The organism is Arthrobacter sp. TJ-265, assembly GCF_058269135.1.
Genome location: NZ_JBZCND010000001.1, coordinates 1,526,064 through 1,551,358, shown reverse-complemented (window position 1 = coordinate 1,551,358; position 25,295 = coordinate 1,526,064). Strand labels below are relative to the sequence as shown.

Annotated in this window: 20 protein-coding genes and 1 tRNA gene; 19 read left to right on the top strand and 2 right to left on the bottom strand. The window is 68.2% G+C overall.

Annotated elements, in window-relative coordinates; all coding sequences use genetic code 11:
• Nucleotides 1–144 precede the first annotated feature (144 nt).
• The 3 genes from gltB to pyk are packed head-to-tail and all read left to right on the top strand — an operon-like array spanning nucleotide 145 to nucleotide 7,767.
• Complete coding sequence (gene gltB / locus AC4D2E_RS07360; RefSeq protein ID WP_490952134.1) at nucleotides 145–4,779, top strand: glutamate synthase large subunit; 4,635 nt, start codon at nucleotides 145–147, stop codon at nucleotides 4,777–4,779.
• Nucleotides 4,772–6,229 carry a glutamate synthase subunit beta gene (locus AC4D2E_RS07355; RefSeq protein WP_490952133.1) on the top strand — a complete coding sequence of 486 codons (1,458 nt, stop codon included), beginning with the start codon at nucleotides 4,772–4,774 and terminating at the stop codon, nucleotides 6,227–6,229. The genes gltB and AC4D2E_RS07355 overlap by 8 nt, the downstream gene beginning before the upstream one ends.
• A 47-nt stretch (nucleotides 6,230–6,276) precedes the next feature.
• The gene (gene pyk, locus AC4D2E_RS07350) at nucleotides 6,277–7,767 is read left to right on the top strand and encodes a pyruvate kinase (RefSeq protein ID WP_104164636.1); all 1,491 of its coding nucleotides are present in this window, start codon (nucleotides 6,277–6,279) and stop codon (nucleotides 7,765–7,767) included.
• A 79-nt stretch (nucleotides 7,768–7,846) separates the two neighbouring features.
• Here pyk and AC4D2E_RS07345 read toward each other — a convergent pair whose 3' ends face one another.
• Nucleotides 7,847–8,449: an ANTAR domain-containing response regulator gene (locus AC4D2E_RS07345; protein ID WP_043445123.1), complete on the bottom strand. Its 603-nt coding sequence runs from the start codon at nucleotides 8,447–8,449 to the stop codon at nucleotides 7,847–7,849.
• Between the two features lie 141 nt (nucleotides 8,450–8,590).
• Between AC4D2E_RS07345 and AC4D2E_RS07340 the strand changes: the two genes are divergently transcribed.
• From AC4D2E_RS07340 to AC4D2E_RS07330, 3 genes are all read left to right on the top strand, one after another.
• Nucleotides 8,591–8,672, top strand: a tRNA-Leu gene (locus AC4D2E_RS07340).
• 306 nt (nucleotides 8,673–8,978) lie between these two features.
• Entirely contained in the window at nucleotides 8,979–9,422 is a 444-nt protein-coding gene (locus AC4D2E_RS07335) for a hypothetical protein (protein ID WP_490909245.1), read from the top strand.
• A gap of 222 nt (nucleotides 9,423–9,644) precedes the next feature.
• Nucleotides 9,645–9,767: a hypothetical protein gene (locus tag AC4D2E_RS07330; RefSeq protein ID WP_490952132.1), complete on the top strand. Its 123-nt coding sequence runs from the start codon at nucleotides 9,645–9,647 to the stop codon at nucleotides 9,765–9,767.
• 522 nt (nucleotides 9,768–10,289) lie between these two features.
• On the opposite strand, the gene AC4D2E_RS07325 is transcribed toward AC4D2E_RS07330, so the two are convergent.
• The gene (locus tag AC4D2E_RS07325; protein WP_490952131.1) at nucleotides 10,290–11,081 is read right to left on the bottom strand and encodes an AfsR/SARP family transcriptional regulator; all 792 of its coding nucleotides are present in this window, start codon (nucleotides 11,079–11,081) and stop codon (nucleotides 10,290–10,292) included.
• A gap of 448 nt (nucleotides 11,082–11,529) precedes the next feature.
• Here AC4D2E_RS07325 and AC4D2E_RS07320 point away from each other — a divergent pair, with 448 nt between their 5' ends.
• The 13 genes from AC4D2E_RS07320 to AC4D2E_RS07260 all read left to right on the top strand — a co-directional run bounded on the left by AC4D2E_RS07320 (nucleotide 11,530) and on the right by AC4D2E_RS07260 (nucleotide 25,293).
• Nucleotides 11,530–13,425, top strand: coding sequence for a hypothetical protein (locus AC4D2E_RS07320; protein WP_490952130.1), 1,896 nt, complete (start codon nucleotides 11,530–11,532; stop codon nucleotides 13,423–13,425).
• 465 nt (nucleotides 13,426–13,890) lie between these two features.
• Nucleotides 13,891–14,136 (top strand): hypothetical protein, encoded by a 246-nt coding sequence (locus AC4D2E_RS07315; RefSeq protein WP_490952129.1) that lies wholly within the window; start codon nucleotides 13,891–13,893, stop codon nucleotides 14,134–14,136.
• Nucleotides 14,137–14,333: 197 nt separating this feature from the next.
• On the top strand, nucleotides 14,334–16,766 hold the full coding sequence (locus AC4D2E_RS07310) for a phage tail sheath family protein (RefSeq protein WP_490952128.1): 2,433 nt from the start codon (nucleotides 14,334–14,336) through the stop codon (nucleotides 16,764–16,766).
• Nucleotides 16,767–16,786: 20 nt separating this feature from the next.
• Nucleotides 16,787–17,287: a phage tail protein gene (locus tag AC4D2E_RS07305; RefSeq protein WP_490952127.1), complete on the top strand. Its 501-nt coding sequence runs from the start codon at nucleotides 16,787–16,789 to the stop codon at nucleotides 17,285–17,287.
• A 10-nt stretch (nucleotides 17,288–17,297) separates the two neighbouring features.
• On the top strand, nucleotides 17,298–18,062 hold the full coding sequence (locus AC4D2E_RS07300) for a hypothetical protein (RefSeq protein ID WP_490952126.1): 765 nt from the start codon (nucleotides 17,298–17,300) through the stop codon (nucleotides 18,060–18,062).
• On the top strand, nucleotides 18,059–19,003 hold the full coding sequence (locus tag AC4D2E_RS07295) for a hypothetical protein (RefSeq protein ID WP_490952125.1): 945 nt from the start codon (nucleotides 18,059–18,061) through the stop codon (nucleotides 19,001–19,003). The genes AC4D2E_RS07300 and AC4D2E_RS07295 overlap by 4 nt, the downstream gene beginning before the upstream one ends.
• A gap of 4 nt (nucleotides 19,004–19,007) precedes the next feature.
• Nucleotides 19,008–20,375 (top strand): Pvc16 family protein, encoded by a 1,368-nt coding sequence (locus AC4D2E_RS07290; RefSeq protein ID WP_490952124.1) that lies wholly within the window; start codon nucleotides 19,008–19,010, stop codon nucleotides 20,373–20,375.
• A 1-nt stretch (nucleotide 20,376) separates the two neighbouring features.
• A complete protein-coding gene (locus AC4D2E_RS07285) occupies nucleotides 20,377–22,290 on the top strand; it encodes an ATP-binding protein (RefSeq protein ID WP_490952123.1) in 1,914 nt (637 codons plus the stop codon).
• Entirely contained in the window at nucleotides 22,283–22,981 is a 699-nt protein-coding gene (locus AC4D2E_RS07280; protein WP_490952122.1) for a hypothetical protein, read from the top strand. Before AC4D2E_RS07285 ends, AC4D2E_RS07280 begins: the two co-directional genes overlap by 8 nt.
• Nucleotides 22,982–23,006: 25 nt before the next feature.
• Nucleotides 23,007–23,291: a hypothetical protein gene (locus AC4D2E_RS07275; protein ID WP_490952121.1), complete on the top strand. Its 285-nt coding sequence runs from the start codon at nucleotides 23,007–23,009 to the stop codon at nucleotides 23,289–23,291.
• Entirely contained in the window at nucleotides 23,291–24,457 is a 1,167-nt protein-coding gene (locus tag AC4D2E_RS07270; RefSeq protein WP_490952120.1) for a hypothetical protein, read from the top strand. The genes AC4D2E_RS07275 and AC4D2E_RS07270 overlap by 1 nt, the downstream gene beginning before the upstream one ends.
• Nucleotides 24,454–24,984: a phage baseplate assembly protein V gene (locus AC4D2E_RS07265; RefSeq protein ID WP_490952119.1), complete on the top strand. Its 531-nt coding sequence runs from the start codon at nucleotides 24,454–24,456 to the stop codon at nucleotides 24,982–24,984. The genes AC4D2E_RS07270 and AC4D2E_RS07265 overlap by 4 nt, the downstream gene beginning before the upstream one ends.
• 12 nt (nucleotides 24,985–24,996) lie before the next feature.
• A complete protein-coding gene (locus tag AC4D2E_RS07260) occupies nucleotides 24,997–25,293 on the top strand; it encodes a hypothetical protein (RefSeq protein ID WP_490952118.1) in 297 nt (98 codons plus the stop codon).
• Nucleotides 25,294–25,295 lie beyond the last annotated feature (2 nt).

The window sequence follows — 25,295 nt, the reverse complement described above, 5'->3', positions numbered from 1 at the left end:
GCCCGCCTACAGCGCCGGGCACCACCGGCAGAGGTGCCGGCACTCGAGATACACACGACGGCGACCGCTCCCAGACAGCGGCGCCCGCGGGGCCAAAGGCTGTCCCCTCCCGACGCTCCATCATGGGGGAAGGATCCTTATCTGATGACTGCTTTGACGCCAGGAACGCCCACCGAGGCCGCACCAGCGGCCACGACGCCCCCCACGGGCGACGACGCCGAGGCCGTGACCTCGCCCTTCACCCGGTTCGCCTCCGTGCCGGAGGCCTCGGGCCTCTACAACCCCGAGAACGAGAAGGACGCGTGCGGCCTCGCGGTCATCGCGACCCTGCGCGGCGAGCCCGGACACGACATCGTCGACGCGGCCCTCACCGCACTGCGCAACCTCGAGCACCGCGGTGCCGTCGGAGCGGACGAGGGCACCGGCGACGGCGCGGGCCTGCTGACGCAGATCCCCGACGAGTTCTTCCGCGCGGTCGTCGACTTCCGGCTGCCGCCCGCCGGCTCCTACGTGGTCGGCACCGCCTTCCTCCCGACCGAGGGGAAGGAGCAGGCCACCGCGCGCGCGGGCCTCGAATCGCTGGCGGAGGCCGAGGGGCTCGAGGTGCTCGGCTGGCGCGTCGTACCCGTGGTCGCGGATCTCGTCGGCGCCATGGCGCGTGCCTGCATGCCGCAATTCGTCCAGCTGTTCCTCGCGCCCCTGGACGGCGACCCCTCCGACCTCGACGCGAAGGCGTTCCGGGTGCGCAAGCGGGCGCAGAACAAGTACGGCGTGTACTTCCCGTCGCTGTCCTCGAAGACCATCGTCTACAAGGGCATGCTGACCACCGCGCAGCTCGAGCCGTTCTACCCCGACCTCTCCGACGAGCGCTTCAAGACCTGCCTCGGGATCGTCCACTCGCGGTTCTCCACCAACACCTTCCCGTCGTGGCCGCTCGCCCAGCCGTTCCGCACCATCGCCCACAACGGCGAGATCAACACGGTGAAGGGCAACCGCAACTGGATGCGTGCACGGCAGTCGCAGCTGTCCAACCCGCTGCTGGGAGACGCGCCCGAAGAGCTCTACCCCATCTGCACCCCGGGCGCCTCTGACTCCGCGACCTTCGACGAGGTCGCCGAACTCCTGACCCTCTCGGGACGCCCGATCACGCACTCCATCATGATGATGATCCCGGAGGCGTGGGAGAACCACGCCACCATGGATCCTGCGCGCCGGGCCTTCTACCAGTACCACTCCATGCTCATGGAGCCCTGGGACGGTCCCGCCGCGGTGTCCTTCACGGACGGCCGTCTCGTCGGCGCCGTCCTCGACCGCAACGGCCTGCGCCCCGCGCGCTACTGGGTGACCGAGGACGGCCTCGTCATCCTGGCCTCCGAGGTGGGCGTGCTCGACGTCGAACCCTCCCGCGTGGTCCGCAAGGGCCGCGTCTCGCCGGGCAAGATGTTCCTCGTCGACACCGAGGCGGGCCGGCTCATCGAGGACCAGGAGATCAAGGCGGAGATCGCCGCCGCGAACCCGTGGGGGGAGTGGGTCAAGGAGAACCTGATCCAGCTCGAGGACCTCCCCGAGCGCGAGCACATCATCCACACCAAGGCGTCCATCAACCGGCGCCAGCGCACCTTCGGCTACACGCAGGAGGAACTGCGCATCCTGCTCGGCCCGATGGCGAAGACCGGCGCGGAGCCCCTCGGCGCCATGGGCTCGGACACGCCCATCGCGGTGCTCTCCAAGCGCCCGCGCCTGCTCTTCGACTACTTCGTGCAGTCCTTCGCGCAGGTCACGAACCCGCCCCTCGACTCCATCCGCGAGGAACTCGTGACCTCCATGGGCGTCACGATCGGCCCCGACGGCAACCTGCTGTCCACGGGTCGCGTCCGCTCCAAGCAGATCGCCCTGAAGTTCCCCGTCATCACCAATGACGAGCTGGCGAAGATCGCCAACCTCGAGACCGACGACGGCGACCGGCTGACCGTCCGCGTCCGCGGACTGTACCGGCACGACGGCGGCGAGTCCGCGCTGCGCGCCCGGCTCGCGGAGATCTGCGAGCAGGTCTCGAGCGCGCTGAACCGCGGCGTCGAGTACGTGGTCCTCTCCGACCGCGACTCGAACGCGCAGTGGGCCCCCATCCCGTCCCTGCTCCTGACCAGCGCCGTCCACCACCACCTCCTCCGGAGCGCCACGCGCACCAAGACGTCCCTCGTGGTCGAGGCCGGTGACGTCCGTGAGGTCCACCACGTCGCGGTGCTGATCGGGTACGGCGCCTCCGCGGTCAACCCGTACCTGGCGATGGAGAGCTGCGAGGAACTGGTCCGCAACGGCGACATCACCGGCGTCACCGCCGAGACCGCCGTCGCGCACCTCATCAAGGGCCTCGGCAAGGGCGTCCTCAAGATCATGTCCAAGATGGGCATCTCCACCGTCAGCTCCTACTGCGGCGCCCAGACCTTCGAGGCGCTCGGGCTCTCGCAGGAGCTCGTGGACGAGTACTTCCACGGAACCCAGACCCAGCTCGGCGGCATCGGCCTCGACGTGGTCGCGGCCGAGACCGCGGCCCGGCACGACAGCGCCTATCCCGAGGACGGCATCGAGGACCCGCACCGCGGCCTCGACAACGGCGGCGAGTACCAGTGGCGCCGCGAGGGCCCGCCCCACCTGTTCAACCCGGAGACCGTCTTCCGGCTGCAGCACGCCACCCGGGAGCGCCGCTACGACATCTTCAAGGCCTACACCCGGGGTGTGGACGACCAGTCCCGGGACCTCATGACGCTGCGTGGGCTGCTGCGGCTCCGCGGCGACGCCCGCGCGCCGATCAGCATCGACGAGGTGGAGCCCGTCTCGTCCATCGTCAAGCGGTTCTCCACCGGCGCCATGAGCTACGGCTCCATCTCGCAGGAGGCGCACGAGACGCTCGCCATCGCGATGAACCGCCTGGGCGCCAAGTCCAACACGGGCGAGGGCGGTGAGGACGTCGAACGCCTGCTGGACCCGGAGCGCCGCTCCGCCATCAAGCAGGTGGCCTCCGGCCGGTTCGGTGTCACGAGTCTCTACCTGACCAACGCGGACGACATCCAGATCAAGATGGCGCAGGGGGCCAAGCCCGGTGAGGGCGGGCAGCTCATGAGCCAGAAGGTCTACCCGTGGATCGCCCGCACACGGCACTCGACGCCCGGCGTGGCGCTGATCTCCCCGCCGCCGCACCACGACATCTACTCGATCGAGGACCTCGCCCAGCTCATCTACGACCTCAAGCGGTCCAACCCGAGCGCCCGCGTCCACGTGAAGCTCGTCTCCGAGGTCGGCATCGGCACGGTCGCGGCCGGCGTCACGAAGGCCAAGGCCGACGTCGTCCTGGTGTCCGGGCACGACGGCGGCACCGGCGCCAGCCCGCTCAACTCCCTCAAGCACGCCGGCATCCCCTGGGAGCTCGGCCTCGCCGAGACGCAGCAGACGCTCATGCTCAACGGCCTCCGCGACCGCGTGGTGGTCCAGGTGGACGGGCAGCTGAAGACGGGGCGCGACGTCGTCATCGCGGCCCTGCTGGGCGGCGAGGAGTTCGGGTTCGCCACGGCGCCGCTCGTGGTCTCCGGCTGCATCATGATGCGCGTGTGCCACCTGGACACCTGCCCGGTGGGTGTCGCGACGCAGAACCCCGAGCTCCGCAGCCGCTTCACGGGCAAGCCGGAGTTCGTGGTCAACTTCTTCGAGTTCATCGCCGAGGAGGTCCGCGAACTCCTCGCCGAACTCGGCTTCCGGACCCTCGAGGACGCCATCGGCCACAGCGAGCTGCTCGACGCCCGGGAGGCGATCGAGCACTGGAAGGCCGACGGCCTGGACCTCGACCCGATCCTCCGCGGCAACGAGTTCGGCCCGGGGGAGCCGATGCGGAACATGCTCAAGCAGAACCACGACCTGGACCAGCACTTCGACAACAAGCTCATCGAGATGAGCGCCGACGCGCTGCAGCACCGGGCGCCCGTGCGCATCTTGGTGGACGTCGTCAACACCGACCGTTCGGTGGGCACGATGCTCGGCCACGAGGTCACCCGCACGTTCGGCCTCGACACCCTTCCCACCAACACCATCGACGTCACCCTCACGGGCCAGGCCGGGCAGTCGCTCGGCGCGTTCCTGCCCGCCGGCATCACCCTGCGGCTCCTCGGCGACTCCAACGACTACGTGGGCAAGGGGCTGTCCGGCGGGCGCATCATCGTCCGGCCGGACCGCGCCAACGTGTTCCGCGCGGACCACAACGTGATCGCCGGCAACGTGATCGGCTACGGTGCCACCAGCGGCGAGATGTTCCTGCGCGGGCAGGTGGGGGAGCGCTTCCTCGTCCGGAACTCCGGAGCCACCGCCGTCGCCGAGGGCATCGGCGACCACGGCTGCGAGTACATGACCGGCGGCCAGGCGCTGATCCTCGGCCGGACGGGCCGGAACTTCGGTGCCGGCATGTCCGGAGGGACGGCTTTCGTGCTGGACCTCGAGCGTGCCCGGGTCAACCGGCAGAGCCTCGAGAACGGTGAGCTGCTGCTCGTCGATCTCGACGCCGAGGACGTCGAGATCGTCCGGCAGCTGCTGATCCGGCACGTCGAGGAGACCGAGTCGACCCTCGCCGAGAGCCTCCTCGACTCCTTCGAGGACACCATTGCACGATTCACCAAGGTCCTGCCCCGCGACTACGCCGCGGTGCTGGACGCCCGCGCCACCGCCGTCGAGCAGGGTCTCGACCCTGACGGCGAAGAGGCGTGGACCAAGATCCTGGAGGTAACCGGTGGCTGACCCACGCGGATTTCTGAAGGTGCGCGAGCGCCAGACCCAGCCACGCCGGCCGGTCCCCGTCCGCATCATGGACTGGAAGGAAGTGTACGAAGCGCAGGAGAAGGGCGTCCTGAAGGCGCAGGCGGGCCGCTGCATGGACTGCGGCATCCCGTTCTGCCACCAGGGCTGCCCGCTCGGCAACCTCATCCCCGAGTGGAACGACCTCACGTTCCGCGACAAGGGCCGCGAGGCGAGCGACCGCCTGCATGCGACGAACAACTTCCCCGAGTTCACGGGCAGGCTCTGCCCCGCGCCGTGCGAGTCGTCGTGCGTGCTGGGCATCAACCAGGAGCCGGTCACGATCAAGCAGGTCGAGGTGTCCATCGCCGACCAGGCGTTCGAGGAGGGCTGGGTGGAACCTCACCCGCCGGAGCGCCTCACGGGGCGCACCATCGCCGTCGTCGGGTCCGGACCCGCCGGCCTCGCCGCCGCGCAGCAGCTCACCCGCGCCGGGCACACCGTGGCGGTGTACGAGCGCGACGACCGCATCGGCGGCCTGCTGCGCTACGGCATCCCCGACTTCAAGATGGAGAAGATCCACCTCGAGCGGCGCCTGGACCAGATGAAGGCCGAGGGGACCCGCTTCCGCACCGGCGTCGCCGTCGGCAAGGACATCAGCTGGGGTCAGCTCAAGCGGCGCTACGACGCCGTGATCGTCGCCACCGGCGCCACCGTGCCGCGCGACCTGCCCATTCCCGGGCGGGAGCTGGCCGGCGTGCACTTCGCGATGGACTACCTCGTGCAGGCCAATCGCGTGGTCGCCGGCGAGCGGGTCGAGGAGCAGATCCACGCCGAGGGCAAGCATGTCGTCATCCTCGGTGGCGGTGACACCGGGGCGGACTGCCTCGGCACCGCGCACCGCCAGAAGGCCGCGTCCGTCACGACGCTCGCCATCGGCCAGCAGCCGTCCACCGAGCGGCGTCCGGACCAGCCGTGGCCCACGTTCCCCACGCTCTTCGACATCGCCAGCGCCCACGAGGAGGGCGGTGAGCGCCGCTTCCTGGCGTCCACCGTGGAGTTCGTCGGCGAGAACGGCGTGCTGCGCGGCATCAAGGTCGCGGAGACCGAGTTCGTGGACGGCCGCCGCGTCCCGAAGGCCGGCTCGGAGCGCGAGATCCCCGCGGACCTCGTGTTCCTCTCGCTCGGCTTCACGGGCGCCGAACCGGCCGGCATCACCGAGCAGGTCGAGGCGGAGTTCGACGAGCGCGGGAACGTGGCGCGCGACGGCTACTACATGACCAACACCCCCGGCGTCTTCTCGGCGGGTGACGCCGGTCGCGGCCAGTCCCTGATCGTCTGGGCCATCGCCGAGGGTCGCGCCTGCGCCGCCGCGGTGGACCAGTGGCTCATGGGCTCCACCCGGCTGCCCGCGCCCGTCGCTCCGAGCGACCGTTCCATCGCCGTCCTCTGACCGGCTCCACCACTTTTCTCCCGACCAACACGACTAGGCTAGGTTCCATGAGACGCGCAAAAATCGTTGCAACATTCGGCCCCGCAATCGCCAGCTACGAGAACACGCTCGCCGTGCTCGAGGCGGGCGTCGACGTCGCCCGGATGAACATGAGCCACGGCGACTACGCCGTGCACCTCAGCACCTACGAGAACGTCCGCCGTGCCTCGGCGGAACTCGGCAAGCCCGTCGGCATCTTCGCCGACCTGCAGGGCCCGAAGATCCGCCTCGGTCGGTTCGTCGACGGCCCCCACGCGCTGACCCCAGGGGACGTCTTCACCATCACCGTCGAGGACGTCGAGGGTACCCAGGAGATCTGCTCCACGACGTTCAAGGGCCTGCCCCACGACGTCAACGTCGGCGACCTGCTGCTCATCGACGACGGCAAGGTCACCCTCCGCGCCACCGCGGTCGACGACGTCAAGGTGACCACCGAGGTCGTCGTCGGCGGCATGGTCTCGAACAACAAGGGCATCAACCTGCCCGGTGTGGCCGTCAACGTGCCCGCCCTCAGCGAGAAGGACGAGGACGATCTTCGCTGGGCCATCCAGACCGGCGTCGACATGGTCGCGCTGTCCTTTGTCCGCGATGCCGGTGACGTCAAGCGCGTGCACGAGATCATGGACGAGGAGGGCCGCCGCGTCCCCGTCATCGCGAAGATCGAGAAGCCCCAGGCCGTCGATGCCCTCGAGGAGATCATCGACGCCTTCGACGCCATCATGGTGGCCCGCGGAGACCTCGGCGTCGAACTGCCCCTGCAGGACGTGCCGATCGTGCAGAAGCGCGCCGTCGAACTCGCCCGTCGCTGGGCCAAGCCCGTCATCGTCGCCACGCAGGTCCTCGAATCCATGATCGACAACCCGCGCCCCACGCGCGCCGAGGCCTCCGACTGCGCCAACGCCGTGCTCGACGGCGCGGACGCCGTCATGCTCTCCGGCGAGACGAGCGTGGGCAAGTACCCGATGGAGACGGTCCGCACCATGGCCGACATCATCGAGTCCACCGAGCGCCACGGCCTCGAGCGGGTCCCGCCGCTCGGCAGCAAGCCGAAGACCCGCGGCGGCGCCATCACCCGCGCCGCCGTCGAGATCTCCGACCAGCTCGACGCCAAGTACATCTGCACGTTCACCCAGTCCGGGGACTCGGCCCGCCGCCTCTCCCGCCTGCGCCCCAAGAAGCCGGTCTTCGCCTTCACCCCGGTGCAGTCGACGCTGAACGCCATGTCGCTGATCTGGGGCGTCCAGCCCCGGCTCGTCCCGTTCGTGGAACACACGGACCAGATGACCGCCCAGGTGGACCGCATCCTCTTCGAGCAGGGCCTCGTCGAGGTGGACGACCTCGTCGTGATCGCCGCCGGGTCCCCTCCCGGACAGGCCGGCTCCACCAACTCCCTCAAGGTGCACCGCGTCGGTGACATCACCGACGCCGGTCAGCTCCCCGGCGACCACACGTCCTACATCAAGGAAGGCGTGGGCCCGTGGCCCGTCAAGAAGAAGTAGCCTGATCCGCAGGACGGACGAAAGGACCCCCTCCCGATCCGGGAGGGGGTCCTTTCGTCCGTGAGCCCGGATGCCGCGGTCAGTTGACCTGGTTGATGATCGTCTCGGCGACCTCGCGCATGCTCAGGCGGCGGTCCATGGACGTCTTCTGGATCCAGCGGAAGGCCTCGGGCTCGGTGAGGCCCATCTTCGTGGTCAGGAGACTCTTGGCGCGCTCGACGAGCTTGCGGGTGGCGAACTGCTCCTGCAGGTCGGTCACCTCCGCCTCGAGGGCCTTGATCTCCTCGTGGCGTGACATGGCGATCTCGATGGCCGGGATGAGGTCGGCCGGGGTGAACGGCTTGACCACGTAGGCCATGGCGCCGGCGTCGCGTGCCCGCTCGATGAGCTCCTTCTGGCTGAACGCGGTGAGCAGGACCACGGGCGCGATGCGCGCCTTGACGATCTGCTCCGCGGCGGTGATGCCGTCCATTACGGGCATCTTCACGTCCATGAGCACGAGGTCCGGCTTGTGCTCCTGGGCGAGCGCGACGGCCTTCTCGCCGTTGTCGGCCTCGGCCACGACCTCGTAGCCTTCCCCGCGCAGGATCTCGATGATGTCGAGCCGGATGAGCGTCTCGTCCTCGGCCACGATGACCCGGCGTGCGGGTCCGGCGGGCGTGGATTCGGTGGGTTCAGACACTGTTGCTCCTTGATGATGACGGCGTGCGAGGGGTTCGGGGGTTGTGTGCGTCCGTTCCCGGATCCAGCCTATCGGCATGTAGAGTGGATTCGCGCACCGGCCCTCGAGGAAGTCATCCCTCCCAGGAGCCGGGCAGGTACGGCCCGAATGGCGGAATTGGCAGACGCGCTGCACTCAAAATGCAGTATCGAGAGGTGTGTGGGTTCGAGTCCCACTTCGGGCACCTGATTCGGGTGGGCCGCCTCTTCTCTCATCGCCGACGGGGGCCTAGTATGGTCGGGCACCGCGAGACGGTGTCGGGGTGACCCTGCTGGGAAGCACAGTCCGAAAGTGAAGATCGCACCTGGGTGCAGCGGGGACAAGACTGTTCGGGCGAGAATGCTCGAAAGGACGCCCGAATCGGTTCTGGTTCGCGCGCATCTGCTGGGGGTACAAACGGGCGGCCTCGCCGGACGACCGTCCGAGGCGTGCCGAACACGACACACACCCCTCCCATAACCGGGCCCGGCATGCGTGGAGGAAATCCATCATGAAGAAGTCTCTTAGTTGGCGTCTGTTCGTTCTCGTCGCAGGAACGCTGTTCGGTCTGTTGGCAGGCTTGGGCCTCGCCGCACCAGCCGTTGCGGCACCGGTCCAAGTCGCAACCACTGGAAATTACCACGACCGTGGTGGGGATTTGACCCTCAGGGCGAACGGCGACGGCAGGCACGTCAGTCTGAAAGTTGTCGGCGACAATTACGATTCCAAGAAGGTCGACGTAAAGGTCGTCCAGGTGAGTCACCACGGCAGGCATCGGGTCGTCGACCACCGCACAGTGTGGACGGATCGCGGCGACGACTTCAAGTACGAGGTCAAGTACGTCGAGTGCGGTAAGTCCTACCAGGCTCACAGCTACAGCAAGAAGGACGGCTGGAACAGCAGCGAGAGAATCTGGATCAAGTGCGACAGGCATGGCCACTACAGCTACAAGTAATGCGCGCCCAATTTGATGGATCCGCTTGATGGATCCGCTTGATGGATCCGCGAAGACGGGCCCGGAAGGAGGGGCCCACCTGCCCTGATGGGCATACTCGACCCGGCAGGGAACTGGCCGTAGACAGTGCAGGCCGTTCCCTGCCGGGTCACCTCGTTCAGCGGCCGAATTGCGGATCCCGGCCACCGTTGCAGCCCAGCGCCTCCGGGGTACATTGAGGCCATGGCCAGCGAAGCGATGATCCTCGACGTCGACGGGCCGGACGGCGTGCGGGCCGTCCGGGTGTCGAGCCCTCCCGGGCTTGTGAAGACTGCTCTGCACGAAGGCGCGAAGCAACGCCGATAATTGGTGATCAATCAGTACTGGTCCGTCCCACGGCAGTTCATTTCTATAGGTCGATCCAGCCTCGCTGAGCGTCGGCGCGTTGGCGGCTTTATTCCTTATGGCGGCCGTTGAAAAAGCAGGTAAGTGGGCCGTCGAAGGTTTGTCCGTCGCCTCGCGGAGGATTAGAAATTGGTTGCGAGAACTATTTTCCGATCACGAGGAGGGTACAGCGCCACTCGCCTTGGCGAACGCTGCCCCGCACAATGAAGCATACGAAATGATCTTTGCGGAGCCCGAGAATGCTTCTATTCGATAGTTTCGGTATGGAAGTGGAAACAGGTGATTACTCCTATCACCTCACATCATTGGTTAGGATCAGCTGATGGCCCCGGAGCATCTCCAGCAATTCCGATCGTGAACACTTCGGTCATCCGCAAATGGCAGGAGCCCCGTCATCCGCACGGCTTCCGGGCAAGGATAAGCTTTCACCAAGCATCTGGACGCGGCGTCGGTACCATGGCTACCTCTGATCCATCTATAGTGCTACAGACGGTGCGTCAGTGGCTTTCCGCGCTGCCGGGCGCCACTTATCGTGACTGAGGGCGCTTTCCGTGTGGTCGATTGTCCGTCAAGCGCTCGGGATACGAGCAGAGTCAGTGATTCGGAGGGGCGAAGGCCCATATCCTCATCAAGTTGCGTCTGATATCTCTGATAGGCGCGAACAGCGGCGGCGGGGTTGCCATGCTGCAGCTCGGCTGTGATGAGAAGTCGCACGGCTTCCTCATAGAGCGGTTCAATCTCCAAGGCAGCTTCTGCCGCCGCGCCTGCGGTTTCGCAACTGCGCTGGTCTAGATGCATCTTCGCGATGATGGTGCAAGCGCGGAGGCAATCCTGTTGAAGTCGGTTCTGTTCAAGCATTACCCAGTCGTCGTACCAGCCTGGTAGTAGCCGTGCGTCACGTAGATCGCGCAGGAGGGCCGCCGCCTTCACCTCTGGTCTCGGCTGCTCCAGGTCCGCGATCTGGGCTTGAACCCTATGCAGGTCGACTTCGACTTGATCACTCAGGGACAGCATGGGACCGTCATTCACGAGCAGTCCCGGAATCTGTCGGGTGACGACGTGCACGCTGACCCGTAGGCTTTCCAAGGCCCTAGCGTCCGGATATTCCGGCCATAGCAGTCCCGCAAGGTAACTTCGCAGGCATGGGCCCTTGATGGCAAGAGCTGCAATAAGGCGCTGTTGCCGTGTTGCAACATGAACAAGGACGCCGTGGCGGTGAAGCCGCCACGCCCGCAGCAGTTCGAGCCTCAGGACCTTACAATTGGTGTAGTTCATGGGAACCTGATTTCGGTTCATAAGAACGAAGGACCGTGCGGTGATAACCATCCTCAACCTGACGGTTCATGTCAATAGAAGCGGTTCTATTTCACCCAGCTCTTGTCATCACACTTCTACCACTGTTCCTCGAGAATCACTTTGCAAAAATGGATGATACGACCCGATTCAGGCGTGTCAACAGCGGCCGTGAATGTTCAGGGGATCTTGTCTCAGGGTATTCTTCAGGACAGCCTCCTTGGGTATCATTCGCGTCGTCCGTGACGTCGGCCATGAGCGACATCAAATTGCTCATCGAACTCGATCGCACCGAGCGGTGGTGGAGGCGCGACAGTCTGCCGGGCGTCGTCCGATTGATCGATAACGCGGCTGTAACGGCCAGTCGCTAGCCTGCGGAGAGTTGGGGCGTCAAGAGTGGGTATCACTGCACCTGGCCATGGAGGTCCTCATGCTGGACGTACGAAAGCCGAGCTTAAGGCGGCGGCGGAACGCCGACAGCTTCGGGTGGGCCCTTGATCCTACGGATCAGGCACTCGTCGTCAGTCGAAGACGCGCCAACGACCAGGAGTGGTTGCCCGATGCTCTCTGCGGCGAGGTCGGTCGACGACTCCTCCTCGCCGAACTGCAGTTCAGTCGCTGGATGGTTCGCCGCGTGGAGAAGGTCAGTTTCGATCAGGACCGTAATGTCACGCGGCGGCTCACGATCGACTTCAACGTGCCGGACTACGCGCCGCTCTTCGTCGACAAGGTGGGTAACCGGTTCTGGCTCGTACCCCTGTCGCTCATGCGACGGCGAACGCTGGTGAACATGCGGATCACGGACGAGAACGATCATGTCCTGCCGACGCCGGGGATTCGTCTCGCGCAGCAACTCGACGAGTCGATCCTCGTCGCAGCGACCGCCACCGTTGCGCCCGAACCCGCCGAGCCGGACAAGGTCCGCGCCTTCACCCGTGAGCTCGTCGCAGGCTCACGTCGGCAGACGAAGGAGGCAATGGAGCTTTTCGAGGGCACGAAGGAGGGCTCGGAGGGTGAAGTCCCCTTACACCTGGTGCCACTCGTGGAAAGTCCGATCGTCCGAGCTGTCGTTCACCTCATCCGGCGGAACTTCTCCCTGTACGTCTTCCTTCCCGCAGGCCAACGGCATCGGTTGATAAACCTCGAGTTCAGCGAGCCGACCGGATGGACCCGGATGACGCCGCGGCTAAGCACCGAAGGCGGGGACGTGACGCTGTATGTTCACGACGACCGACCGGCCGCAGGCACAAAGTCCATGCGCAGATGGCGGTTCCGGCAAGCGGGGCGGAAACTGTCGACGGGACTTCCTGCGGCCCTGGGGCTACTGCCCACAAGAATCCGTGTCCAGGTACCGGGCGCTGAGAACGCGGCGAGCTATCACCTCGAGCTGACCGCTCCTGAAGGAGTGGAGGTCGTTGAGGCGCGCCTGCTGGCGGGACGACCGAATAGGGGACAACAGAATGATGGTCAGGTGCGCTACACCTCCGACCACGTCGTGGGGCACACGGCCACCGTGGGCCTCCACGGGGTCGAGGTTCCCAACGGTTCACTCTGCCAGGCGCAGGTGGATTTCAGAGTCACGTCGCGAGGTTGGCTCACCAATGCCGTCTTCTCGTGTGGGTTGGTTGCGGTGGTGTTGGCCTCCCTCGTGCTGAAGGTGACATACGGCGGGGCGTCGTGGTCCACCGGCCAGGTCACGAACATCATCGCACTGCTCATCACGACGTCTGCGGCGGTCGGTGCGATGATCGCCCATTCGACCTTCACGGGCGTCGCGGCTCGGATGGTGGCCCGCCTCCGCGGCCTGGCCGCCGTTGCAGTAGCCCAACCCATCGTGGCGGCAGGGGCACTGGCGTTCGCGGAAGAAGTCGATGGTACATCGACGGTCCGGCTTGACGGCGGCACGCGCGCTGTTCTGTGGATGGCCACCTGTGCGGCACTCGTTGTCTTCGGTTTGATCGCCGCGGCCCTCGTCTTGAGTCTGAGATGCGAGCGCCGGGGCCACAAAGCGGCATCACCGTGGGACATGACGGACGACGACAAAGAGGAAGAGACCAAGCCGAAGACCTTCGCGGCTGCACTCGAGAAGTACGAATTCGATAAGTCTGCCATCGGGATTCTCTCCGCGGAGGGGTGGCATGAGCGGTATGAATGGACCGATGACAAACAAGACGCGGTGGTTAAGGCGCTCGAGGACCTGGCGCCGAAGTCACCGTGGGTGGCTCCGGCGCGTGCGTCCGACGGGCAGGATTCGGTGGGCGATGTCGGCGATGCGTGCCACCATAGGACATTCCCTCGACAGCGAAGCGTCATGAGACGTGAATGATTCGACTGTCATTGGACTCCGTCAATCCGCCCGAGGCGGTAGGAATGCCTATGAATTTCTCGCTGGTAACGCGCCAGTAACGCCACCGGTGCTCTGATGATCTCGGTCTCAGACGCCGATGCCGATGGTGCTCGACAGATGTCGCCACTCGCTTCCGACATGTCGGTGCTACTCACGAGTATTTAGCGGTCGCCCTCCTGCAGCAGGGTGATCGCACGATAGACACCGGATCGGGGAGAAGATGGTGAACGAAGAACAAGCTCGTCAAAAACTGATTGAGAACATCGAGCACCGACGTTCATGCATCAAGCTGTTCCTCCGACAGGAACGACCTCGTCGGAACAGGCTGACCATGGCAAGCATCGTCGGTAGCGCACTGGCTGCGACCCTTACAGCGGGCCCAGCCCTCGGCGGGACCGAGTTCGCTACAGGCGTTCAAGGAGCCTTGGCTCCATAGTCTGGCAGGTGCTCTGTCTGGGCGCGATGCTGGCCTCGATCGTAGCTGCGGTATCGACCAATCTGGCCAATTCGCACTCAGTGGCTGACAAGATCAGCGCAGCAGAGGCGTGCTATGTCCAACTCGAGGGACTGCAAACGGCATTGGACCTCGGACGACTGCCCGTTGAGGATGCTATTCAGCTGTACCAGCAGTACACGGCTCAAGTGGCGTTCGTCGATGATGTGGAGGACACAGCGAAGTCCACGCGGTGACCTCGAACCCTCCGGCACCTGCCGGAGGGTGGCACCGCATTGCGGCGGTGCTAGGCATCCCCCGAGTGGCGATCATCCAAAATTTCGGCTTGTTGGGCCGTCCGTGACGAGCGGGTGACGCCGGGTGGTCAATCTAGGAAGTGGCTGCTTCATAGGACGGAGCGGCACAACGCTTTATCGGCTGAGGAGCAGCTATCGTGCCTTCGACCTTCACGTATCCCGGCGTCTACGTCACTGAGCGGCCCTCGGGCGCCCAGGCAGTACCTGCAGCCGCCACGTCAATCGCCGTGTTCGTCGGCATGGCCGACATCGGTCCCTTCGACGCACCCACGAGGATCCAGAGCCTCGCTAGCTACTTCCGCACGTTTGGCGAGACCTCGGCCGGAGAGATGGCCGACCAGGTCAAGCAGTTCTTCGTCAACGGCGGCGGCGACTGCTACGTCATGCGGATCGCCGCGGGGGAGCGACAGTCCGAGATCCGCCTGCAGAACGAGGCGGGGACCGACGTGCTCCGCGTGTTCGCCCGAGACGCCGGCGTCGCGGGCGACCTGATCCGCGTCGAGGTGGACTACGCCACGTCGACCCCGGAACTGACCTTCAACGTCACGGCGTACCGCAGCGTGTTGAACGCCGACGGCACCTTCGGTCAGACCGGTGCCGAGGCCTATCTGAGCGTCTCGATGGACCCCGACCACCCGAGGTACGTCGAGACGATCGTCAACAACGCGAGCACGCTGATTCGGGTCGAGAACGTGGCGCCGGCACAAGCGGCCGCGAACACCGGCGGCGTCTCCATCGGCGGGCTCTTCCTGAACACGACCCCGGCCACCGCCCTGGCCGACATCCGCTCGGCCATCGACGCCACGCACAACAGCTTCCGGGTCAGCGTCAATGGGCGGCCGCCGGTGACCGCGGTGGTCAACCAGACCGGGCTCACCAACGCCAACGCGGACGCTCGGCTGGCCGTGGCGGTCGTCGCCGCCTACCAGGGCGTTAGTCCACTCCCAGCCGGGTCCCTGACCGTGGTCCTGGCCGTGACGGCGGTGCTGGGCAACGTGCTGGAGATCCGCTCCACCGAGGGCGCCGTGCTCGTCACGTCGGCGGCCATCAACGACCTCGCGTCGGTGCTGATGCTGGGCAGCGCCAACGGCGGGCTCGAGCTCGACGAGTACTCACCGCTGCGCCCCGCACCGTCCGGGGTCTTCGCGCGCCTCGGCGTGGTGTCGGTGTCCGCGCGACCGACGTCGGCCCGACTGGATCGCCTCTTCGCCTTGGCGGTCCTGCCGCGCAACCAGCTCACCAGTGTGGCATCCCTGGTCGACCCGGGCTCGTCGTCCTCGCCGTTCCTCAATGCGGCCGTCGCGATTGCCGGCACACCCGCGGACCCGATCGCGCACGCGCCGGTCGCCGCTCCCTTCCTGACCGCCGCCATCGGCTCGATGGAGACGCTCCGGGCCGGCCTGGACGCCATCGGCGCGGCGATCGAGACGAAGGTTAGCGCCACGGAGCCGGGACGGTGGACCGCGCAGCGCCAGGGCCTGCGCCTCGTCCTCCGTCCGGCTAGCAACCTCGGTCCGGCCGCTTCCCTCGACGTGGAGGTCATCACGGCTCCGGTCGACATCGGGGCCGTGAGCAGCTACCTGACCCGGGGCACGTCGGACAACCTGGCGGCTTACACCCTCGGCACCGCGATGGCCGGCGGGCAGCAGTCTGGCAACCTCGCCGGGCTGGACGGGACGAAGCCGTTGCTGGCCGACTACCGGGCGGCGTTCTCCGCGATTGAGAGCAACGTCGAGATCTTCAACCTGATGGTCCTCCCGCGTGCGGTCGACCAGTCCGACGCCGACCGCAAGCCGATCTGGGGCGCCGCGAGCGCTTTCTGTGCCGCACAGCGGGCGATCCTGTTCGTGGACCCCCCGTCGACCTGGGTGACTATCGACCTCGCCGACTCGGGCGTGAGCGCCATCAAGACGGGCGTGGACACCCGTAACGCGGTCGCCTTCTGGCCTCGCCTCAGAGTCCAGAGCCCCCTCACCTCCGCGGGCGTGGCCGTCGACCCCTCGGGCACGATGGCCGGGCTGTACGCGCGTACCGACACCCGTTTCGGCACCTGGAAGGCACCGGCCGGGCTCGAGGCGACGCTGACTGGCGTCCTCGGCGTCGAGGTGCCGATGAGTGACGCCGAGAACGGCCGCATCAACCCGAAGGCGTTGAACGCGATCCGGGTCTTCCCGTCGGGCATCACGTCCTGGGGTGCCCGCACCATGGTCGGCGCGGACGACACGGGTAACGTCGACGACAAGTACGTCAACGTCCGCCGGACCATGCTCTTCATCGAGAACAGCCTCTACCGGGGCCTGCGCTTCGCGGTCTTCCGCAGCAACGCCGAACCCTTGTGGGCCAGCATCCGCCTAGCCGCCGGCTCGTTCATGAACGGCCTGATGCTGCAAGGCGCCTTCGCCAGCACAACCAAGAGCGAGGCCTACTACGTGCTCTGCGACAGCACCACGACGACCCCCGACGACATCAACCTCGGCATCGTCAACGTGCTCGTGGGGTTCGCCCCCAACAAGCCGGCCGAGTTCGTGCACCTGATCGTGACCCAGCTCGCCGGCCAAGTCCAGGCCTGAAGACCAGGAGGAGACAGGCGATGGCCATGTTCTCGGTCAATTCGACCCGGATCGATCCCTACGCCAACTTCCGCTTCCTTGTGGTCTTCGGGAGCGACGTGGTGGCGGGCGCAAGCAAGGTGAGCGGCCTCAAGCAGACGATCGAGGTCATCGAGCACCACGACGGCGGCGACTTCTCCACGAAACGGAAGTCCCCGGGGCTCACCACGTTCGAGCCGATCACGATCGAGCGCGGGATCAGCCACGACCCCGCGTTCGAGGAGTGGGCGAACCTCGCCTATTCGCCGGAGGGTCCGGGGCTGGTGTCACTGAAGAATTTCCGCCGTGACATCACGATCGAGCTCTACAACCTGCAGGGAGTCAAGGTCCGTGCCTGGAACGCCTTCCGGTGCTGGGTCAGCGAGTTCACTGCGGTGCCTGAGCTGGACGCGAACGCCAACGCGATCGCCTTCGAGAGCATCGTCCTGCAGACGGAGGGATTCGCACGCGATCCCGCCGTGGTCGAGCTCGCCGAGACCTGACGGACGCAGCATGCGACGCCTATTGCTCTCACTCCCGACGCTCGGCGAGCGGCGGCTCCTGCTCAAGGAGCTCGACGGTCACGCCGAGCTGCTCGTGGACCCCGGCGACCCGCAGGGCGTGCCGCAGTTGCTGGGCCGGGTGCTCGCGGAGGCTTCGGGCGCCGATGTGGACGTGGCCGGGCTGCTGTGCGCGTGGCGGGACCGTGTGTTCGCGGCGATCTTCGAGCGGGAGTTCGGGGGGCGGGTCGACTCCCAGGCTGCGTGTCGGGCATGTGGTGAGGAGTACGCTTTCGGGTTCGAGCTGGCGGCGGTGCTGCGGGCGCAGGACGCCGCGGCCGCGGCGACGGGCCTGTCGCTCGGCGACGGCAGCCGGCTCGCCGTCGACGACGGTGCCTGGGTCCGGCCGCCGACGATCGGCGACGTCGCCGAGCACGCCGATCCGGATGCCCTCGCCGACACGCTGTGCGGCGGCACGCTGCGGCGCGACCGCGTCGAGACGGTCCTGGACGAGGCGGCTCCGTTGCTGGCCCTGGACTTGGAGACGCGGTGCGCGCGGTGCGAGGAACCGCAGGTCCTCAGGTTCGACATCGTCAGCTACACCCTGGAGAGCCTGGCTGCAGAGCGCCCGCTGCTCATCCGCGAAACCCACCTGATCGCCTCCCGCTACGGCTGGGGACGCGACACGATCATGTCGCTCACCCGCCCCGACCGCCGGGTGTATGCCGGCCTGATTCTGGGCGAGCGCAGCGCGACCGGGCTGCGGAGTGCCGGATGAGCGCCTACCTGCAGCGCCTGTACGACGCCGCAGCCGGGGCGGCCGCCGCGGCCGACGCGAGGCCCGCGCAGCGGTCGTCGTCCCCCTTGCTCGCCGTCGACCAGCGGCTCGCTTCGGCAAGGTACGCCGCGTCGTTCCTGCTGGGTCTGCCCGGTGAAGCCGGCGCCGGGCAGGATCCAGCGCCCGAGCCCGAGACCGGGGACTTCACCCTTCCCGATCCACTGCGACGGGACGCCGTCGTCAGCCGCCCCCAGACCCCGGTCCGCGCCGAGGGACTCCGGCCGGCGGCCGCGGGGATCCCGGTGCCGGACGTCCAGGAGCGGTCCGCCCTTCGTTCCCGCACCGCCGGCGGCATCGGCTCGCCGAGGATGCCGGCGCCGCCGCGGAAGCCGGGCACCGTGTTCCCCAACACGGCGGCCGCGGCGCGGGCGGGGCGGCCACCGGTGGCAGACGCGACCCGGTGGCGCGAAGAGGCGCAGTCTCCACCGCCGGCGGTCCAGCCGCTGCCGCGGCGAGTGGACCCGGCGGTCCCGCCCGCTCCACGTCCCGGACCCACCGGGCCGGCCGTCACCGCCCCCGAGGTCCCGGGGCCGGTCGCCGGGGTGGCCACGCCGCCCGCGCCATCAGGCCCGCTCGCCGGGTCCGTCGGCCGTGCGCCTTTGCTCCACCCCGTCCCCGCCGCCGCCCCCGAGCCGCTGCCGCCACCGGCGGCACCCCGTGCCGCCGAGCCCGTCGAGCTCGCCGAGCAGGTCCGCCGTCTCGTCCGCAAGGCGATGTCGAGGGAGGCCAGGCGCCCCGGACCTGCCCGCGAACGGGAGAGCGGCACCGCGGACAGCAGCGCACCCGCGCAGCGCCCGACCACGGCCGAGGCGATCTCTGTGATCGGGCCGCTCGACCGGCCGGCGCGCACGACCACGCTCTACGGCCTGCGGGTGAGGTGACGACGTGCCCTCACCGAACCTTAACGAGGTCACCGAAGCGATCGCGCGACTGGTCGGGTCGATCGTGCGACGGCTGCTGGGCGGCATCAACGTCAACGTCTCCAGCCTGCCTCCCGAGAAGGCGGAGGAGGCGGGGGACACCCGGCTCAACGTTTACCTCTACCACGTGGCGCAGGACATGGATGGCGGCAACGACCTGGTGCGCGGCGGCCCCGGCGGCGCCGTTCCCGTGGCGACCCGGCCGCTCGCCCTCAAGCTGTTCTACGTCCTCACCGCGCACGCGATGACCGGCACCGACGAGGACGTGTCAGGCCAGCAGACGCTGATGGGCTGGGCGATGAAGGCGCTGCACGACAACCCCGTCATCGACAGCGCGCTGACGGTCGGCACGGTGAAGATCTTTCCGACGATCGGCGACCAGCGCCTCCAGGTCATGCTCCGCCCGGTGACGCCCGAGGAAGCGATCAGCTTCTGGTCGACCGACCAGGTCCGCACCGCCCGGCTCTCGGCGCACTACGAGGTGCACACCCTCCTGCTCCCGCCGGAGGCGCCCAGCACGACGCCGGGGGTGACCAGCCAGGTGATGCTGTCCGTGCTCCCCGCCGGACGACCCACGCTGCGCACCACCGGGTCGGTGGTCCGGTTCGTCCTGCCCGCCACGCTCGGGGGCGCGACCCTGGCGCCGGGCAGGTCCCCGGCGGTGGCGGCGCTGAAGGCTGCGGCCGACGCCGACACCGACACCGCGGTCACCGCGGGCGGCGAGGGGCTCGGCGACGGCCGTGACGCCGCCGTGGTGTTGCGGGGAGAGTCGACCTCCGGGCTGGGGCTGCCCGCTGACGCTGCGGTGCTCCGCCCCGCGGACAATCCGGGCTGGGGCATCGTGGTGACCGACACCGAGGTGCGCTTCGTGGTCCGTCCCGCCGGCCAGGCAGCCACGGCCACCGGAGTGGTGGCGGTGGATATCCTGCCCGGCTCGTACTCGCTCGCGGTGCGCCGATCCGTGCAGACACGCAGCGGGAGCGGACAGACCGGCACGGTGGACGTCGAGAGCAACAGGCAGCCGTTCGCGGTAGCACCGTACGTGGTGGCGGTCGTGGTGGACGCCAACAACCACGTCGTCGTGACGGTGGACGCGGCGTACGACGCCCAGGCGGACGCCGCGGTGGCGCAGCTGTCGATCGGGGGAGACGTCTACTGGCTCGTGGCCGCCTTCGCGGGGACGCCGGCCGACGGCGGCTCGTTCAGGGTGGTCAACGACCACACGTACGAGGCGGTGCCGCTGTTCGACCCCACGCTGGCCGGTCGCAGCTATCCCATCCGGGTTAGTGTCAACGGCGCCGACTCCCAGCCGTTCTGGCTGGAGGTGGCCTGAGATGGCCCCGGCCAAGCGGAGGACCACGTCCCGCCACGTGTCCGCCGCGGAGCTCGTCGTGGAGCGGCTCCGGCTGTTGCTCGCCGCGCACGAGGACGACGGCGGGGGCGACGAGGTGAAGGCGGCGCTGACCGCGGTCGATGAGCGGCTCGCCGGACCGGAGGGCGCCTACCGCCGGCGGCTCGGGGACCTTTTCGGCCTCTCGGCCGCCGAGCTCGACGCCCTGGACTGCGCGGTCGCCGTTGCCGTCGAGCCGTCCCTCGGTCCCGAGATCGGCCGGGCGCAGGGCATGCCCTCCCGGCACCTGCCGGGGGAGATCGCGCTGCGGCTGCTGCTCGGTCACGGACCGATGCCCGTGGTCCGGGGCGGTTCGCCGCTGCTCGCGTGGGGGCTCGTCGACGTCGTGCAGTTCGCGGCCGACGAGCCGCCGCTGTTCCGCGCCGACCCTGCCGTCGTCGACTGGTACTTCGGAACCCTGTCCGCCGCCTCGATCCCCCTCCGGCTGGCGCCCGAGGTGGAACCGCTGGAGGAGTGGCGGGTGGCCGACCACGCCCGGCGGATCCACGGCATCCTCGCAGCCGAGAAACCAGTCCGGATCGCGCTCGTCGGACGGCGCGGGACCGGCCGTGCCAGCCTGGCGGCGGCCATCGCCCGGGCACTCGGCCGCAGAGCGATCTGCGTCGACCCGGAGTCGCTCGCCCAGGACGCCGGGTACAGCACGTTCCTGCGCCTGCAACGGCTGGCGCTGCTGGGTGACTTCGTCCTCGTGTGGCGCGGAGCGCCCGCCTCGTGGCTGGCCGCACTCCCGGTGGCCATGCTCCAGGCTGTGACGCTGGAGCCCGGGGAGGCGCTCGCCCCCGTCGACGGAATCGTCGACATCGACATCCCGATGCCGCTGCTGGGCGAGGACACGCTCGGGGCGCTCTACCGCAGCTACCTCCCCGATGTGGCCGGCCAGATCGGTGTGGTGGTGGGACAGCCGCGCGTCGGTGATCTCGCCGACGCCGCCGCCCAGCGCATCTCGTCACCGGAGCAGCTCCGCGGCTTCCTGCGGCAGCGCAACGGCGCCCGCACCGCGCAGATCGGGCGCGTCGAGCGGGCAACGTACTCTTGGGACGACCTCGTCCTCGCCGGACAGACCGAGGGGACCCTCCGGGCGTTCGCCGACGAGGCCCGGCGCCGCGCGGTGCTGCTGGCCGACGACGACCGGCGTCGACTATTCGGCGACACCGCCCAGCTCAGCGCACTGTTCACGGGGCCGCCGGGCCTCGGCAAGTCGATGTCGGCGAAGGTGATCGCCAACGCCCTCGGGCTGGACCTGTTGATCGTGGACTCCGCGGCGATCACGAGCAAGTTCATCGGCGAGACAGCCAAGAACCTGTCGCTGGCCTTCGAGGTTGCGCGCGACGCCCAGTGTGCGCTGATGTTCGAGGAGGCCGACAGCTTCTTCACCACGCGGGTGAAGGTGGAGACGGCCAACGACCGGCACAGCAACGCAGACATCGGGCACCTGCTCCAGTTGATGGAGGACCACGACGGTGTGGTCATGCTGTCGAGCAACCGCCGCACCAACATGGATCCCGCGTTCACCCGCCGGCTCCGGTTCATCATCGAGTTCCGCAAGCCGGGCCAGGCGGAGCGGGAGCGCCTGTGGGACCGGACGCTCGCGATGCTCGCGGTGCCGGACGCTGTGCGCGAAGAGCTGGTGCCGAAGGTCGCGGCCGCGCATGAGCTCACCCCGGCCCAGATCAAGGGCGCCGCCCTGACCGCGGCGTACCGCGCGGACCCGGAGCAGGGCATCACCGGCGACGACGTCGAGCGGGCGGCCCGGCTGGAGCTCCAGAAGGAGGGCCGGCTGGTCAGCGCCGTCCCGGACACGGCCGTGCCGGCCACGAGGGCGGTGGCCCATGGTTGACACCGGCTATCCCCGCTCGCCGGCGCTCCTGCACGGCGCACTGGTCCAGCTCGCCGAGGACCTCGGCATTATCGTGCCCCTGGTCATCACCTTCCAGTACAACCCGGCCAAGGTGACGCGCGGCTTCGAACCGTGGAACCCCTTCGCGACGGATCCGCAGAACCAGGCCGCGCAGACCCCGCTCGTCCAGCCCTTCCACCCTCACGAGACCTATGGCTTCGAGCTCGAGCTGGACGCGACCGACGACATTGCCGCCGGCAACCCGCTGGCCGTCACGTTCGGCGTCGCGTCGAAGATCGCCGCCCTGCGCAAGCTGATCGAGCCCACGGAGGGCGTCGTCGGCGACCTGGTCGCCTCCGTCACGGCACTGGGCGGCGGTGCCGCGCGGCAGGCGGACCGGCCGGCGGTGCCCATCACGCTGTTCGTGCTCGGACCGGGGACGATCGTCCCGGTCCGGATCACGTCCCTGTCGGTCGAGGTGACTGGGTTCCTGCCGTCCCTGCACCCGCACATGGCTAACGTGACGCTCGCCCTGCAGGTGCTCACCCCCGATGTCTTCAAGTGCAAGCAGGGCACGGCCGTCAGCGTGGCCGTGGCGGCGTACCGGTTAACCCAGCTCCAGGAGGACGCACTCGCACTGGCCGCCGCCGCGGGCGGAGCCGCCGCGATCGTCTCGATTCTGCCCATCTAGCCACCCACGGACGAGAGGAGAAGCCGTGTCGGTCTTCGAGGAGAAGAGCCGCTATCTGAAGTACGCGCATGCGCTCGAGGCCGTTGACGCACGCGGCCGCGCTGTCGGCTGGGTGACTCCGGCGCGCATCCCACCGCAGCGGCTGCTAGGCGAGCACCGCTGCAGGGACGGGCACCGGCTCGACCGGATCTCGGCGCACTACCTCGACGATCCGACCGGCTTCTGGCGGATCGCCGCGATCAACGACGCGCTGACCGTGGAGACGATCGCCGATCTGCCGCGCGTCCGGATCCCCGTCAGGGAGGGCTGATGGGCTTCGGAGCGATCCTCACCACCGGCGACCGCTTCTCCCCGCTCAACGAGGAGGTGATGCGCTGGATCATCGAGGTGCGCGTCGAGCAGGAGCTGAGCAAGCCGACGATCTACGCCGTCCGTTTCGAGGATGACCTGTGCGAGGGGAACCCGGTCGTGGCCGGCCGCGAGGAGCTCCAGGCCGGCCATGTCTTGGGCATCTTCGTCAAGTCCGGCGACGGGTACTCATGCCTGGTCCACGGGCCCATCACCCGGCTGCGCACGGCGTCGATGGTCGGCGGGACCGGTTCGTGGGTCGAGGTCCGCGGGCAGGACCGCCGCGTGGAGATGGACCGGATCGGCGTGCAGGCGACTTACACGGGAAAGGCCACCGCGGCCGCCGAGCGCATCATCTCCGCGTACGGCCACGACACCAACTGCGAGGAGACCCGCAAGGATTACTCGGACGGCCAGAACGCCCTCAACCAGCGCGGCACTGACCTCGCCTTCCTGGAGGACATCGCCCGCAGGAACAACCTGGAGCTCTGGCTGAGCTACGCCACGTCCGGCTCGCCCGAGTCATTCTCGGTCACCACGACCGTCAACGTCCGCAGCTCGCCCACGCGTACGTCGGCGCCGGGCCCGTCGCTGCCGTCGCTGCCGCCGGTCCTCCAGGCTCCCGGGGACACTGTGCTGCGCGTGCAGCCGCCGCCGGGCGAGTGCGCGTCGGTCACCCGCTTCGACACGCACGTGGACTTCGAGCGTCCCGGGGCGGCGCGCGGCTTCGCCCAGGCAGCCGACAACGGCGAGACCGCCGAGCAGACCACCAATCCGGCGGACCCGCCGCTGGGGGAGGGGCGCAGCGGCATCGTGGCGGTCGACGGCGTCGAGCGGACCGCCCTTGCCCCTCCGGTGACCGACCCGGACGAGCACTACCTGGCCCAGGAGGCACTGCTCACGGAGGCGGCGTGGTTCGTCCAGGTCGACTGCTCGGCGACTCTTGAGCTCCTCGGCTTCCCGCCGCAGCCGCACCAGGTGGTCGACGTCCAGTATGCCGGCGACCGGCTCTCCGGGCCCTACCAGGTGATGAAGGCGACCCACATCATCAACCCCGCGGACGCCTTCGTCGACTTCAAGCTCCGCGCCAACGGCCTGCGCACGCCGACGGCGGGAGGTCTGTTGTGAGCGAGGACGTCGACCGCGTCGTCCAGGCGCTGAGCCAGCGATTCTTCGGCAAGTACCGCGGCGAGGTGACCGACACCGCCGACTCGACCAACCGGGCCCGGCTGAAGGTAAAGTGCCCGGCCGTCCTGGGGGAGCAGGAGGTCTGGGCGATGCCGTCCGTGCCGTACGCCGGCGCCGACATCGGTTTCTTCGCCCTGCCGGCAACGGGCTCCGCGGTGTGGGTCGAGTTCGAGGGAGGAGAAATCAACCAGCCGATCTGGGCCGGCTGCTTCTGGAAGGACGGAGAGATCCCGTCCGGCGACGCCAAGGAGGGCGTGATGTTGCTGAAGACCCCGGGCGTCACCATTCGGGTGGATAACGACCAAGGCACCGTCGAGATCGAGGCCGCCGGGGGAGCGAAGATCACGCTCGATTCCAACGGCATCACGCTCGAGGCGTCCGAGGTCAGCCTGAGCGCCAACGGTGCCGCCGTTAAGCTCTCAGCCAGCGGCTTCGACGCCATGAGCGGCGCACTCACGGTGATCTGAGGAGGACGACCCATGGCCACCCAAACCGTCACCCTCCCGTCCGGCGTCATGGCCGGAGGGCCCGCCACTGCGTTCGTCACCGCCAACACGCGGGTGAAGAGCCCGGGCGGGTACCTCGGCCTCCAGCCCGACGTCGTCCAGTTCGGCGGCCCGATGGTCACCGGGATGTGGACCATAGCAGGCAGCCATGTGTTCGTGAACCAGGTCCCGGTCGTGCTCCGGAGCTCGACGGGTACGGCGGTCAGCCCGGCGCCCTCGTCCGCACCGATCTCGGTGACCATGGGCGACACGCGGGTGGGAGGGAGTTGACG